The 14280-nt window shown below is 53.4% G+C and carries 13 protein-coding genes; 11 read left to right on the forward strand and 2 right to left on the reverse strand.

Annotated elements, in window-relative coordinates:
• Position 1 precedes the first annotated feature (1 nt).
• The gene (locus CSQ95_RS26685) at positions 2-1054 is read right to left on the reverse strand and encodes a PRTRC system protein D (RefSeq protein ID WP_099411697.1); all 1053 of its coding nucleotides are present in this window, start codon (positions 1052-1054) and stop codon (positions 2-4) included.
• Positions 1055-2258: 1204 nt separating this feature from the next.
• Between CSQ95_RS26685 and CSQ95_RS26690 the strand changes: the two genes are divergently transcribed.
• The 5 genes from CSQ95_RS26690 (at position 2259) to CSQ95_RS26705 (ending at position 6438) form a co-directional block, all read left to right on the forward strand.
• Positions 2259-3338, forward strand: a complete 1080-nt coding sequence (locus CSQ95_RS26690; protein ID WP_099411673.1) for an integrase domain-containing protein — start codon at positions 2259-2261, stop codon at positions 3336-3338.
• Positions 3335-4033 (forward strand): restriction endonuclease, encoded by a 699-nt coding sequence (locus tag CSQ95_RS26695; RefSeq protein ID WP_218963657.1) that lies wholly within the window; start codon positions 3335-3337, stop codon positions 4031-4033. Before CSQ95_RS26690 ends, CSQ95_RS26695 begins: the two co-directional genes overlap by 4 nt.
• Positions 4024-4383: a hypothetical protein gene (locus CSQ95_RS29405; protein ID WP_143450089.1), complete on the forward strand. Its 360-nt coding sequence runs from the start codon at positions 4024-4026 to the stop codon at positions 4381-4383. Before CSQ95_RS26695 ends, CSQ95_RS29405 begins: the two co-directional genes overlap by 10 nt.
• A 96-nt stretch (positions 4384-4479) precedes the next feature.
• Positions 4480-4782 carry a hypothetical protein gene (locus CSQ95_RS26700; protein ID WP_099411675.1) on the forward strand — a complete coding sequence of 101 codons (303 nt, stop codon included), beginning with the start codon at positions 4480-4482 and terminating at the stop codon, positions 4780-4782.
• Positions 4783-5898: 1116 nt separating this feature from the next.
• Positions 5899-6438, forward strand: a complete 540-nt coding sequence (locus tag CSQ95_RS26705; protein ID WP_143450090.1) for a hypothetical protein — start codon at positions 5899-5901, stop codon at positions 6436-6438.
• Between the two features lie 116 nt (positions 6439-6554).
• Here the strand turns inward: CSQ95_RS26705 and CSQ95_RS30205 are convergent, their stop codons facing one another.
• Positions 6555-6941, reverse strand: coding sequence for a hypothetical protein (locus CSQ95_RS30205; protein WP_257218235.1), 387 nt, complete (start codon positions 6939-6941; stop codon positions 6555-6557).
• 316 nt (positions 6942-7257) lie between these two features.
• Between CSQ95_RS30205 and CSQ95_RS26715 the strand changes: the two genes are divergently transcribed.
• From CSQ95_RS26715 to CSQ95_RS29410, 6 genes are all read left to right on the forward strand, one after another.
• Positions 7258-7593: a hypothetical protein gene (locus CSQ95_RS26715; protein ID WP_099411677.1), complete on the forward strand. Its 336-nt coding sequence runs from the start codon at positions 7258-7260 to the stop codon at positions 7591-7593.
• Between the two features lie 1024 nt (positions 7594-8617).
• Entirely contained in the window at positions 8618-9724 is a 1107-nt protein-coding gene (locus tag CSQ95_RS30320) for an ABC transporter transmembrane domain-containing protein (RefSeq protein ID WP_306532836.1), read from the forward strand.
• Positions 9725-9736: 12 nt separating this feature from the next.
• Positions 9737-10783, forward strand: coding sequence for a peptidase domain-containing ABC transporter (locus CSQ95_RS30325; RefSeq protein WP_306532838.1), 1047 nt, complete (start codon positions 9737-9739; stop codon positions 10781-10783).
• Positions 10780-12216, forward strand: coding sequence for an HlyD family type I secretion periplasmic adaptor subunit (locus tag CSQ95_RS26730; RefSeq protein WP_099411679.1), 1437 nt, complete (start codon positions 10780-10782; stop codon positions 12214-12216). Before CSQ95_RS30325 ends, CSQ95_RS26730 begins: the two co-directional genes overlap by 4 nt.
• Positions 12213-13526 carry a glycosyltransferase family 4 protein gene (locus CSQ95_RS26735; RefSeq protein WP_099411680.1) on the forward strand — a complete coding sequence of 438 codons (1314 nt, stop codon included), beginning with the start codon at positions 12213-12215 and terminating at the stop codon, positions 13524-13526. The genes CSQ95_RS26730 and CSQ95_RS26735 overlap by 4 nt, the downstream gene beginning before the upstream one ends.
• Before the next feature lie 17 nt (positions 13527-13543).
• Positions 13544-14269: a hypothetical protein gene (locus CSQ95_RS29410; RefSeq protein WP_143450091.1), complete on the forward strand. Its 726-nt coding sequence runs from the start codon at positions 13544-13546 to the stop codon at positions 14267-14269.
• The last annotated feature ends 11 nt before the right edge of the window (positions 14270-14280 follow it).

Here is a 14280-nt window from a genome sequence, read left to right on the forward strand (position 1 = left end):
TTTAAGTCTCCATGTTTAGCGGCGCCGTGCCACCTGTCCGAGCCGATGACGCGTCGGCCTGCTTGGCCAGCTCCGTGCCGGCAAACTGAAAACCCTTGACGTTGGCAAAGATCGGATCCTTGAGTTCCTGCAGCTCGTGATGCGGGAAGGCGGTTTTCAGTGCTTTGCGATAGAAGAAGGCGCCACCGCCAACCAGAATAATATTGTTGATGTCGGCAGCGTCGCCCACGTAGTGCAGCATCTCGGCGACAGCCTGCTCCGGGATCTTCTGCGCGAGCGGCAGGTGCTGGGCAATGTCGTATTCTTTTTGAAAGATGACCGGCTTTTTTCCTGTTCGCAGCGCCACATCGATCGCGTCATATTCCCGGTAGTGAGAGCCTGTGGTTCGGCTGATGCCTTCGGTGATCGAGTGGAGCACGTCAAACATGCCGCGCGGTACCGAATGGCTGCGCTTGTCAATTTGTTGCATGCCTTGCGTCACCAGCCAGTCAAACGTCCGCCGCCCCGGATCGATGATCAGATTTCTCTCCTTGCGCATCTGGGCAAGGCGTCCATGGGTCAGTCCGCAATACATCAAGGCCCCGGACGGCTGTGCAATTGCCTTGACGCGCGCAACCGTGATCTTTTTGCCTTCGGCCAGGACGTGTTCACCGGTCACGCGGCGTTCCAGCGCCGCCACCTGCCTCTTGAGCTTATACGTGGCCACGGGTAGGCCAAGTACCAGGAGATCGATCCGGTCAAGACGCATGTAATGCAGTGCACCCAGTAGCAAAGCCAGATATTCGGGCGTTGTACTGTAGCTGTCGTGCTGCAGCACATTGGCATTGAAGATATCGGAAGCCAGATGCGCGTCTGGCCCGACCTCGTAGTTCAAATCGTCAACCGGGACGCAGATGGTACGGCGTTTAGTGCCCCAGGTTTCTTGCTCATAGGCCGTTTCACATGGGTGAGCCTGTGACGGGAACATCGCGCAGCGCACGTCGCCAGCGCTGACCGCTGCAATGAATTTGGTGTTTCCCCGGCCAACGTCCACGGCCCGCACGATGGGTTCCACTTCGTCCTCCTGTTTGCTGCAAGCGATCAACAGTAATAGCGGGGTGGTACGTACTCCATGGGAAATGCCCGGCTCTTTTTGCAGAATTTGTCGTGAGTGCGAATTCATACGCGCTGGGGAGCGACTGGAGTCGCGCTGCGGCGCAGCTATATTGGCATATGCTGGCGTGAGAGCGCATCGCATCTGCGCTGGAATCGTGCCGCACCGCAGACGTACGTTGGTTGTTCAACTGTGCACCTGGTTCAGTCCGTTCCGATGTTCAATACCATTTACAATCAGAGGAATGGCGACGCGGCGTTCTTCATAGGGAGAAATCCTCGCCAGAGGCACTTACCAAATAAATTCGACCTCAATCACAATTTTTCAGCGCCGAAAATCGGCTTGACATTCGAAAAAACTGATCATATTCTGTGACGACTGTCTGGACCCACTTCCAGGAGCATCGCGTTCCGAATGTGGCGCTGGCAAGCGTGGTATGCCGTTGCAGTCGTTACCTGTCTATCGAAGCGAAGTTGATCGGCCGCGCCCTGCGGTCGAGTTGAGTGGTATGTGAGTGAAGAAGTAGGTCGGGCTGCCCCTGCCGGGGGTAAATGCTCGCGCGTGATTTCTCGTCAAGAGACGCTTGTCAAATCGGAGAGGGCCTTGCGGCGCTCCGTCGCTAATTTACGATCCTGGTAGTGTCGATGTATCGCCTGCGGCCGCGAACCGCAGGAGAGTGATTTATCACCTATTCAATCTTCCTGCTGTACGAAGAGCCTATCGCGGTGCCTTGTTGTGACGTTGCCGGAGAAGCTTCGATCAACCTGGTTAGTGCGCAATCACGAAGCGGCCTGGTGGTAGGGCTGATGGGATGACCGTGAGGGAAGAGGGGCAAGGTCCTGGTTCAATTGAGAGTGGCCGGGGCACCTAAATGTCTTTGTGGCGCAAGCGCCGCACTGCTCGCGCAAGACGCGGGGACTAACACAGAAGGAGAAATTCGCTGGTTATTCGCATGAGCATTTTTAAGACACCGCGCCTTCGGGCAAACAGAAAATCCGCCATCGACGCTGAGATAGGGACAGCGCGTTGGAACGTCTAGAGTACATCTCCCTCGTTGGCGCAGCAGGCCGGGCGCCGATGCCAGTTGAAGGCCACACCGGGGGCATGCGCGCCAGACAGTGCAGCATGCCAAATCGACAATCCTGAGTTTCGGGAGGGAGAAGTCATGACCCACAACACACAATGGAGGGGGCAGCTCGATGCGGTGCTGGACGCGTTTAATGAAAAGCATGCCAGCGCAGGGAAGGGGATTTCGCATAGCACCAGACAGGCGCGCAGCCAGGGTTTGTACCGCATTTTCGCTTTGCTGCGCACATTGGGGTTTAAACCCATACCGGAGAACCTGGCGGAACGGCACGTGCGCGCGTTGATGGCGTACTGGACGGCGCAGCCGTTACCGGCCGATGTGTTGCTCGACATGCCGATGAGCATACCGCGCCGGGCGTATCCCTGCAGCGCGGCCTACATTCAGCAGCAAATGAGCTTTATCCGGGTCTTCGCCAGCTGGATCGGCAAGCCGGGTCTGGTGCGCAGTGCCGAGAGCTATGTGAGCGATCCGGCGCTGGTACGCCGCTCCTATAGGGCGCTGATCGACAAGGGGTGGGAGAGCCATGGTCTTGCCGTCGATGAGGTCATTGCCGCCGTCGATGCGGTGGACAGCCACGTGGGAGGGCAGCTGGCGATGATGATCGCTTTTGGCCTGCGCCGCAAGGAAGCCGTGATGTTTTGCCCGCGCGCAGCCGAAGTACCGGCGTATGCCTTGCCGGCCCAGCATCCTCGATCCGATCACTATATTAGTTTTTTGCGCATCAAGCGCGGGACGAAGGGCGGCCGGCTGCGCTATGCCGCGGTGCGCACAGCCCAGCAGAGGCAAGCGCTGGCGCGCGCACGCTGTCTCGCTCGGCAGGACTGGGGGCATATCGGCCATCCTGGACTGTCCTTGAAACAGTCGCTGGACCTGTTTTCGAATGTGGTGCGTTCAGTGGGGCTGACCAAGAATGACCTGGGCGTTACGCCGCATGGCTTGCGGCACCAGTTTGCCGGTGATCTGTACTTTGATATCACGCAGGTGCAGCCGCCTGTGCGGGGTGGCGAGCTGTTCATCGATCGTGAGGTCATGGCGGACGCTTATCGGCAGGTGGCCGAACAGCTGGGGCATTGTCGGAAGCAGATCAGCAACGCGTATCTGGGATCGCCGGTGGGCCGGCGTAGTGAGGAAGTGGATTTTATGGGAGCGGCATCATGAAACGGGGACATTGGCAGCGTTGGTCGTCAGGGAATCCGCGTGCGCGGTGGGTCAAGCGCACCGTGGCCGGTGATGGTAGAGAAGAGCGAATCGAGGATGGAAAACCTGGCGGCTCCCGTGCGCCGCGCGAGCGCTATGAAGCCGTTCTGGCCCGTTCACACGGTGTGAGTGGCATGCTGTTTCGATGTGCGTCGCAGTTGTTCAATGCGATGCGCATGCGCCGGCTGCCAGACCATCGCCGGCGTATTAGTCAATCGCGCGCGGTGCTGCGGGCGGTGCGGCAGTTCACGGGGGAGGGATACGCAGCACGGTGCCTGGCTTATTTGCGCAGTGTGGATCCGCTGGTGTTCGAAGAAGTGGTGCTCTCGGCCCTGGAAGACGCCGGGCTATTTATCCTGCGCAACCAGAGGTATTCCGGGGATGGCGGGATTGACGGTAAGGTGTGGTTGCCTGGGCATGGCTGGTATGCGGTGCAGTCGAAGCGCTATGGCGGCCATGTGAATCATCAACACGTGGCGGCCTTTGGCGAGGCCATTTGCCATCATGGGGTTGGGGCCGGACTATTTCTGCATACCGGGCGCAGCGGTGCTGCCGTGTATCCTCATCTGGCCAGAAGCAACGTGGTGCTGGTCAGCGGCGCGAGTCTCGTGCAACTGGTATTGGGGAGGCGCGCGGGGGAGGTGGCATGGAACTGAATGCGGAGAGCCGCCAGTTGTTACGAGCATGCCGGACGGCCGGATCCACCTACACGGTGATCGAGAAAAGCGGGAGCAAGGGTATTGAGGTTGCTGATGCTCGTCTCGCGGCGCAAGCCTTTTATGAGGCACCGGTCGAGGGGCGGCCGTTTGTTATATGCAATTTCAGTCACACATCGTGCGTGATTGCTGACACGCGGCGCGTTTCGCGGCCCGGACGCCTGGAAAAGCATGTGATTGCGACTTGTGACGATGGCGGAGAATTTATGTGCTGTTTCAATCAATTGGTGCGTGAACGCTTCAGATTACTTGGAAGAACATATGATGATACCTATCCGCAATCTCATTGAATTCGCTTGAGTTAGGCTGTGCAATCCACTAAAACTTTCACTTTCCATGTTGTCTAATGCATAGGATTCTTAATATTTAACGATAGGAGAAATGTTATGTTTAATTTAGATGATTTCCTTCAATGTATTCGTGAAAAACTGTATAGCTATGTTGAAGGACGAAAAAATGATGTGGCTCGAGGCGCCGAGACTGCCGAACTGGCAGCATTGCTCGTGCAAAAATACGGGTATGGTTTGGCTGATAGTGCAAACATCGCGGCCAATTTTTTGGATTGTCCACAACCAGACCTGATTAGCGATGTGGACCAACTGGTCGCCAGCATTGACCCCGACTGGCGCGCCAATCAACAACGCCGCTTTAGTGCCAGGCCCGCTTCACTTGCTTTAACTAATAACTGAGTAGGTGTGTACTAGACAGCTGGAATTCGGTGAACTTGTCCCTTCCGCTTGCTTGAAGATTTCCCTGTTTTGTACAAAATGGGAATGCTTTCTGTGAGAATCGCTCTCACATTGCTCCTGCCCCATCCATCGCGGATTCCTGGCAGGATCTTGCCACTCACGTGGTGAGCGTTGCGGTCGTCACCCGTCATTCAGTCGTCGAGTAGGATTTCGACACGTTGCTTCGGCAACCGATCTTTGCCTGGTCACTTGCCAGGCTGATTTGCGCAAGCAGAGGATCGTTTGCGTCAAGGAAGTACAGTTCACTGGATACTTCTCAGGTTAGGCCCCTGTTCTTAGGAATGGTGGGCCTTCTTTCGCTTGCCTATCGGTTTTTAACGATAGCCAGGCATATCTTCTCGTGTGCGGGGCATCGCGGTCCCCGTGCGGGGCCATGGTGCCTTCTTTTTTCGGAGAGCAATCATGTCCCAACGACAATTTCTACAGGATCAGCCATACCCGCTTTGCGTTTTGCTCGGCGGCACCGGGTTACGTGAGGTGAGCGGGGAGGTGCATGTCGCGTGTGCACTGCTCCGGTCAAGCTCAGGCGACCCTCGGATATCGCACGCTTCGGCACGCGTGCAGATGCCATATCAGTGTCATCCTGGCAGTGGGTTCCCGTACCTGAGGTCAGGCATAGGATCGTTGTTTACCTGTGTTGTTCATCTCGCGACGGAGCTCTGGCTGCGGCGAACCCAGCTGATGCGGCGCTTTGCCCGGAGTGGTTCACATTCCAGACAAGGCGCTTGCTGAGGAGACCAACATGGGAACCAGGGTATTTGGAAGGGGCGTCGAACCAGGTGGGATGGATCTCGACGATGAGCACTTTGAGGCGGAGTGCCCGGCATGTTCCCATGAACGTGCCAGGTATCACAGCTGGGAAAGCGCCGGGTCTGGCACGATCAATCAGCACTGGAGCATTGATTGCCCCGCATGCGGTTATTCGTTGCCAGATGAGGGGGAGCGCTAAATAGATTGTTTCGCTTGCTTGTTGAAGGAGCGAGGCGTGGGGTGATGAGGGAGCACCAGCATCCGACGGGATGCCGGCGTTCCCTTTTGTTTTTCGTGGAGGACATCATGCAAAACGATGGAGAGATGAGGACCGGAAAGCGGCGGCGCTCCTTGGTCGAGGTTGAAGAGGAACGGGTTTGGGCGAGCCTTTATCGGTGCGCGGCGGATCCGATGATTGCCGCGGAGTTGGTGGCGCATCTGGAAAAGAGCAGTGAATTGCGATTACAGCATAGTGGCCTGTATCTGCGCTGCAGACATGTACTGCGAAGGGAAAAAGCGCGTCAGGTGCGCCTTAGAAAGATGGGAGCCGGGATCCGTTGGGTCATGCATATGGCGATCGGTGCTCCTCTTGGCTTTGCTACAAGGCTGTGCAGGTCGACAGGAACGATCTTCCTGGCCTGTCTGCCGGAACGCGAGGAAAAGGCTGGCGCTCAGCTACGCAGGTTGACCACTGGGGATGCCAATCCGGTGGATTCGGGCCAGGGGGTATCTCCGTCAGAAATTGCTCACCCCTTGCGTGACAACGCAGCGGCTGACGCTGGGCAACAGGCCAATATCGGCGCATCTCAACGTTCGGCAAAGCGCGCTGGGGGAAGGGAGCGTTAATTCACGATCGCATTTGGAAGGGCGGCGATGAGGTCGCCCTTCAAGGATAAGTGTTGTTGCTGATGATGTGAGCTCTGGGAGCCGCCTGATGCCTGGGCGGATTCCCAGCAAGCCAGCTATCGGTGAAGTATTGAGCAGGCCGACATGCGGCACGATGCCACTGTCTCGTCGATAAGCTTATGCAGTAGCCGCGTCTCGTCAGCCCGTCCCTGTAAATGCTGTTTGCATTGCTCGACGTAGGCGTCGAGATCGGCGAGCCTTCTGATACCGACAGGTTCGAAGCCGGTGATGTAGCGCAGACGCTCGACGTCTCTCGACGTCAGGCGGATATGTACGCCAAGTTGCAACATATTTTCTCCGATTGCAGCCTTCATCAGATCCGTCATCCAGCACAGATCGTTTTCCGTATATGTGTTGCTCAGGATAGTCATCCATCGAGCAGATTTCAAGTTGCCAGCATGTGCAAGGCTGGCCTCGTCCAGGCTCGTGCCATGTGCCGGCATCGATTGCCCAGGGCGTTTCAATCCCCTCAAGCATGGAGGTCATCATGAAACATCAATTTTCACCTTGGAAGAGGAGTGGGACACCCTGCGCCAGCGCAGCTGGTCAAGTCGATCCGCTCATTGAGCAGTTAGAGGCGCTGCCTCCCGGTACGCGCGTTGTGACCCGGGACGGCACGCAGTTTATTCGAACAAACAGGACGTGCATCTGCTTTTGCGACCTGACGACAGGGCATCTGTGTTCAGCAAAGGATCTTTGCTATGTACATGGAGGTTCCACTGGCGGTGAGATTGGGCATTTGCACTGAGGAGTATTGTCATGAACGAAGTCATCAACATAACCATTGGTTTGATTTATCACGAGTACCGCCGTGCGCTTGACATCCGTTACGACGAACGGCGGCGACACGACTTGATGAGCGTGATGTTGTATCGCGCCGAGGAGATGGGATATGACGACTACAAGCGGGGCAATGAGCAGGTGCCGCGCTTGTTTAACCAGGAGGTCGGCTTGCGGGACGCCTGGCTGATGGGTTTTGCGCAGGCAGCGATCAGCGACAGTGTGGAGCAGTTGCGGGAGCTGCAAAGGAAGCGTCAGCAGGATCCTGCCGAAGCGGTAGAACCTCAAGGAGGCGATGATGGACGATGCGAATGAGGTTCATGGTCTTGCTGTCGTCCTGCAATACATGGAGGCGTCCGAGAGATGGCGTCCGGACAGTGATGAGTTGGTGTACCTGGAAGCATTTCAGGCCGCACTGCACTTGGGTTACGAAGATTACTTCGCGGGACGTGAAGTAATGCCGATGACTTTCCTGTTCAACGAGTCATTGCAACAGGCGTGGCTGGAGGGACACCAGATTGCCAGGAGTGCAGCAGAAATGCGCTTATGTCGTGCCCACGGTGGATGGCGTTGTGCCTGCGCTCAAACGGCTGACGGGGCTTGCTGGCGAGATGGTCGACGTCAATGGATCGTGAGTGAGCGGCAAAGTAGGACGGTCCTACTTGTGGCGTCAAGTGTACGGAAAGCATAAATGTTGTTCGAAAGCCGTAAGCGCCTCTTTCAAGAGGCGCTTTTTTTCATGCATTTCAGAGCTCCAAATTGTGGGCGTAGCAATTACCAAGCATGGCCTAGCCTGAATGAGACTTGGTCGAACAAATGGTATGAGTCTTCGCAGAACCCATCACGGAGGACATCGGCAAAATTGCTGGAAATGCCATGGACACAGATCAAAAGACACCCCTGACGCACTGGGTGAGTTGAGGAAGTTTTTACCTAAAGTGGTCTTGACAAAGACAAAAGCAGAAGTGGTGCAGGAGGCCCTAGGGAACATCCAACGTCCAATTGTGGTGATCGTGTTTTTTTGGGACCTGCCCATAGAAGCAATCCGTAGCGTGGCTTAGAAATGATATCAAAGGAAGAAGGTCGGGCCTTTAGCTGGCTGCGGGTGTTGTCATTATTTCTACTATCGTCGCGTGTAAATATATTTTTAAAATGCAATATTGGTGACAATTGGTGACTATTTGGCATCGACACTATCGTCATAATACGCAGATTACATTGCACAGTAGCAATGTTGAACTGTCAATTTATAGTAGTAGATGCCTTGCTTCGTTGGGAAGTCTTGACCGGAGCGTTTTGCATTCTAATTTTTGCCTCATCGCTCTGACAACCAGACTTCATGGAAAATAAAACAGTAGCGAAAAAATCATTCTTTTGGGCGTTACAAACAGTATGTGTAATGCATCGGAAGCCATTCTCGTTGGAATTGGTCCAACAGCAATGTACGCCTCCATACAATATTGGCGCTTTTCTTCAAATCTGCGCACGGTTCGAATTTGATACGACCTTACGTCGAATTAAACTGGAAAAGCTTCAAAAGGAGTCATTTCCATTAATAGCTTGGCTGGAAAGTACTGATACTGAGGATTTGATAGTAGCCGTATTGCTGCAGGCCGACGCTAGCAACGTACTATTGATTGAACCAGGCGATACCACACCGCGCACTATCGGACTAGAGGAATTCCGACAGCTATACACTGGAACATGTGTACGCATCCGGCCAAGCCCCACGTCAGCAGATGATTCCGACCATGAGAGAGAAAGCAGAAGCGCTCGCACGTTCGGTTTCAGTTGGTTCGTGCCTGAGTTATTGAAGTATAAGAAACTCTGGCAGGAAATCCTGCTTGCGTCGCTAGTGATACAGTTAATCGCACTAGCTACTCCACTGTTCACCCAAGCGATCATCGATAAAGTGGTGGTCCATCGCACCGAAAGTACACTCATCGTCATCGCTATTGGTATGGCGGTGTTCATGCTATTTTCAGCAGTATTGTCTTGGCTGCGTCAGTACTTGGTGCTACACACAGGCAATCGGGTTGATGCTGTGCTCGGCTCTTCGGTATTTGAGCGGCTGTTCAAGCTGCCCCCTATGTATTTCCAGCATCGACCCACAGGTGTCATCGCTGCACGCCTACATGGCGTGGAAACTGTGCGCGAATTCATTTCGAGCGCCGCAGTCACTTTGATACTGGATTTCCCGTTCTTGTTGATTTTCGTTGCAGTCATGTTTTACTACAGTGTCAAACTGACGTTGATCGTGTTGGTGATACTTAGCGTGATCGTCACGTTGAGCGCGGTCGTCGCGCCACTGTTTCAAACTCGCCTGCAGCAACAATTTCAGCTTGGTGCACGTAATCAGGCATTTTTAACTGAATACGTGGTTGGTTTGGAAACAGTCAAATCGTTGCAACTGGAACCACAACTGAACAGTCGCTACAGTGAATAGTTGGCTAGTTATTTGGCGGCGAGCTTCAGTACTAAACAATTGGCGAACACCTATAACACGATCGCCAATTTGCTCGAACAAATGATGAGCCTATTGATCCTGGCAATCGGTGCATACACTGTAATGCATAGCAATGAATTCACCATTGGTATGCTGGTTGCTTTTCAGATGTTTTCAGGACGCCTGTCGCAGCCGATGCTGCGCCTAGTTGGTCTTTGGCAGCAATTTCAGCAGGCCCGCCTGTCAATTGCGCGCTTGGGCGATTTGATGAACGCCCCGATTGAACCATATTCGGTGACGCCATCGCGTGACAGTCAACGCAAAGGCGAAATTACTATCGATGCCATCGCTTTCAAATATGCGGAGCATTTGCCACTGGTATATCAAAACTTGTCGCTCACAATTACACGCGGCCAGACCATCGGCATTATGGGGCCGTCAGGCTGTGGCAAGAGCACGCTGGCAAAGCTACTGCAGGGCTTTTACCAGCCCAGCGCCGGACGCATTTTGATTGATGGTATTGATATTCGTTATTTGTCAGCGAATGAGTTGCGAGGCCATTTCGGTGTGGTGCCGCAAGAAACCATCCTATTTTCTGGCACCATTTATGACAATTTGCAGATGGCAAGCCCGAACGCCAGCTTTGAGCAAATTGTGGCGGCATGTCGAATGGCCGAAATCCATACTGCAATCGAGGTGTTGCCGCAGGGCTACCAGACCGAAATCGGTGAACGTGGTGCCGGCTTGTCTGGTGGGCAGAAACAACGCATCGCGATTGCCCGCGCTTTGCTCAAGCGTCCCAGTATTCTCGTATTCGACGAGGCGACCAGCGCGCTGGACGCAGCAACTGCTGAACAGTTTGCCAAAACGATTAATTCTTTGCGTGGCAAGGTCACTATGCTCTTTATTACGCATGGCTTACCTAAAGGACTGCAGGTTGATGCCGTTTTCCGCCTGAGCCCTGATGGTGCACATCCGGTTGGACTAGCACCAAGTCCTACCGCTGGGCGCACTGCGCATCAGAACAATGCCATCGTTTCAGGAAACCTCCCATCATGAATCCGCAAGTTCAAATCGTTGATCCCCCTGATGTGGGGGGGGCGCAGAGCGCAAAAGTAGTCGCCCTCCGCCCGCCAAGTCGTTGGCACGACCCGTTGCAATTAATACAGGCCGAAGCGCCGTCTCACACTAGTCGAATTGTCCTATGGGTCGTGGCGGTGTTGGTACTGGTACTTATAGTCTGGGCGGCGTTTGGCCAGCTCGACATCATTGCCGGAGCCGAAGGTAAATTGGTACCGCAAACACTGGTAAAGATTGTCCAGCCCGCTGAGGCTGGGGTGGTCAAATCTTTGTTGGTGGCCGAAGGAGAGCAGGTGAAGGCCGGACAGGTACTGGCCCGACTTGACACTACAATAGCTCGCGCTGATACCAGCGGTTTCCATACCGACCTAGCGGTGCAGACACTCCAGGTACGCCGGATTGAGGCGGAATTGAGTGACCGACCGATGGGGCTGGCAGTTGGTGACGACCCGGCGCAATATGCGCAAGTTGAGCGGCAGTATTTGGCGCATCGTGGCAGTTTTATCGACAGCCTAGCGCAGGAGAAATCCTTACTGGAAAAGGTCGAGCACGAGGAGCGTAGTGCGATGGCAGTACTCAGCAAACTCGAACAAACCCTGCCCAATTATATAAACGTGGCGGAAAATTATGCGGGACTGGCAAAAGCTGGGTATATGCCGGCCATGCTGAGTGCCGAAAAGCAGCGCGAGGCGACAGAAAAATTCAAGGATCTCGAGGCGCAACGCGCTACTGTTTCATCATTGAGCGCATCTGCACAGGCCCAGCAGCGAAAGATCGGGCAGCTACGGAGCGCCTATAAGAGCGAGTTAGAGCGAGAGCTGGCCGAAATCCGGGCGCGTATTGTGCAGCTGCAGCCCAACTTGGACAAGGCGCGATACAAAGAAGGACTGACAGAATTACGTGCTCCGCAGGACGGCGTCATCAAAGATTTGGCCACCACGACCGTTGGCGCAGTGGTTCAACCTGGGACGGTGGTACTCACCTTGGTACCCCATGGCGAGCAACTGTTTGCTGACGTGAACATAAAAAATGAGGATGCAGGCTTCGTCCAGATTGGTCAGCGCGCACAAGTCAAGCTGGCAGCGTATCCATTTCAGAAATATGGGATGTTGACTGGTCAGGTGATTCATGTCAGCGCTGACGCCACAGAGACGGCCCGCAGCAATATGTTGAACGCGACCGATGCCAATGGCGGCAGGGGAGATGATTCGACCTTGCCGGCCAATGTTTCGACGTATAAAGCCCGCATCCGGTTGGATCAGCAAAGCTTACGTGATCCGCAGGGGCGTCTACTGCATATTGCGCCGGGCATGCAGATTGTGGCGGAAGTCAACCAAGGTCGGCGTAGTGTACTGGAGTATCTCCTCTCTCCGGTTCAAAAGGCACTTTCTGAAGCGGGGCGTGAACGATGAATCGATTGATCGACAGGAATAGTGACTCGGCGATATCTATGCCGATTCCAGCATCCGCGGGGAAACCATCATGGAAGGTGCTAGTTATTCATCAAAATTTTCCTGGGCAATTCCGCAATTTGGTACTGGACTTAGCGCGGGACCCTGATTGCCAGGTGCTGGCCGTTGGAAAGCAAGGATGCCCGGGTATGTCGGGCGTACGAACGTATACCTATAAATTGCATCGTAGGCCGGCGCCTGGAACTCACCATTACGTCAAACCGTTTGAGGCCGGTATCCTGCACGGCCAGGCTGTCTTGCGCCTGCTATTGGCATTAAAAAACAAAGGGTTTAGCCCCGATGTGATCGTGGCTCATCCTGGTTGGGGAGAAACGCTGTTTGTTGAGGATGTCTTTCCCCAAGCGAGGCTTATTCACTTCAGTGAATATTACTATCATGCTGCTGGGGCCGATGCGGGCTTCGACCCGGAATTCCCAGCCAGCCTAGATGACATTGCACGGATTCGTTCCAAGAACGCGCTCATGCTATTGAACCTTGAAAATTGTGATGTCGCGGTGGCCCCAACGCCGTGGCAAAAGAGTCTGCATCCATTGCCATATCAGGAAAAAATCGTATTGTTACACGAAGGTGTTGACACTGATTATCTGCAGCCAGATCCATCCGCAAATTTTGTTTTACCAAATGGCAAGATACTTCAGCCAGGTGATGAGGTGCTGACTTATGTGGCGCGCAACCTGGAGCCGTATCGTGGTTTTCATACTTTTATGCGTGCAGTACCAGATATTTTGCGACAGAGGCCCGACTGCCACATCGTCATTGTCGGTGGTGACGATGTTAGTTACGGCAGCAAGCCAAAAGATGTCCCTAATTGGCGCGAAAAAATGCTTCTCGAAGTGACGTTCGACGTTGGTCGGGTCCATTTTCTAGGCCGGATCCCCTATCCAGCATATCGTAGCCTGCTGCAGGTATCTGCTGTGCATGTCTACCTCACTTACCCCTTCGTGCTGTCGTGGTCCATGCTTGAAGCCATGGCCTGCGGTTGTCTGCTCATTGCTTCCGATACGGCGCCGGTGCGAGATGTCGTACGAAATGGCGAGAACGGTTTGCTGACAGATTTTTTCGACGCATCAGCTTTAGCCAGGAAGGTGGTTGCTGTATTGCGTGAGCCAAGTCGATTCGAGAAGATCCGGCGTGCTGGGGTTCTTACGGTACGGCGCGACTATCCAACGAAAAGGGGCACTGCGGGCTATCGTCAATTGATCGGCATCGATAAAAATGATGTCGTTGCATCATCTTCTCATGTTATATGAGGCAACAGGATTTGGAAATGATTAAGTATATTTTATTTTTGATTGTGGCATTTGGTATTGCCGTTTCACTTTCTTCTAGGGAAGCCTCTATGGAAGGAGAAGCCAAGGATATTCATCAACGCCGAAGAGTTGTCATTGATGATGCGGTTGTTAATGAAGTAACTATAATTAATGGGCGAAATGATAATCGTCCAATTTTACGTTTCCCGCCTAATGTCTCATTGAATGTTGAAAAAAAAGACTTGAAATTGGAAAATTCGAAAATATCAACCTATTCTGCGGAAGTCTATTTGAGTTTCGATCGAGATGTAAAAAAAATTGTCGCCTTAAACAATTCAGTCAATCCATTCTTCCGCAATGTGATGGTTCGGTATTCGGCGGCACTTTCAAAGAACAATCTTTCGGATGATGAGAGAATAAAAGAGATAATAAAAAATTCAGAAAAGTCAATTTACCTGCGAGAAATTGGATTGGTTGAGTATGTTCCAAAAGATATTGCAGGAGGGGTTCGGTATCATTATTATATTCCAATGCGGCCATTTGAAATTAAAATAAACCATGATTATTTTTATATCGGATGTGAAGATAACTCAATTACAAAAAGTGTGGTGGGATATTGCTGGGTGAATTTCCGGCTGAACCAGAAAATTTCGATTGTTTACAAATTCAATGTAGACATGCTGCCGGATTGGAAGAGTTTACATCGAGAAGTGGAAGATTTTTCAAATTCTTTAATTAAATAATTCTGAGGATA

The organism is Janthinobacterium sp. BJB304, assembly GCF_002735765.1.
GTDB lineage: Bacteria > Pseudomonadota > Gammaproteobacteria > Burkholderiales > Burkholderiaceae_D > Janthinobacterium.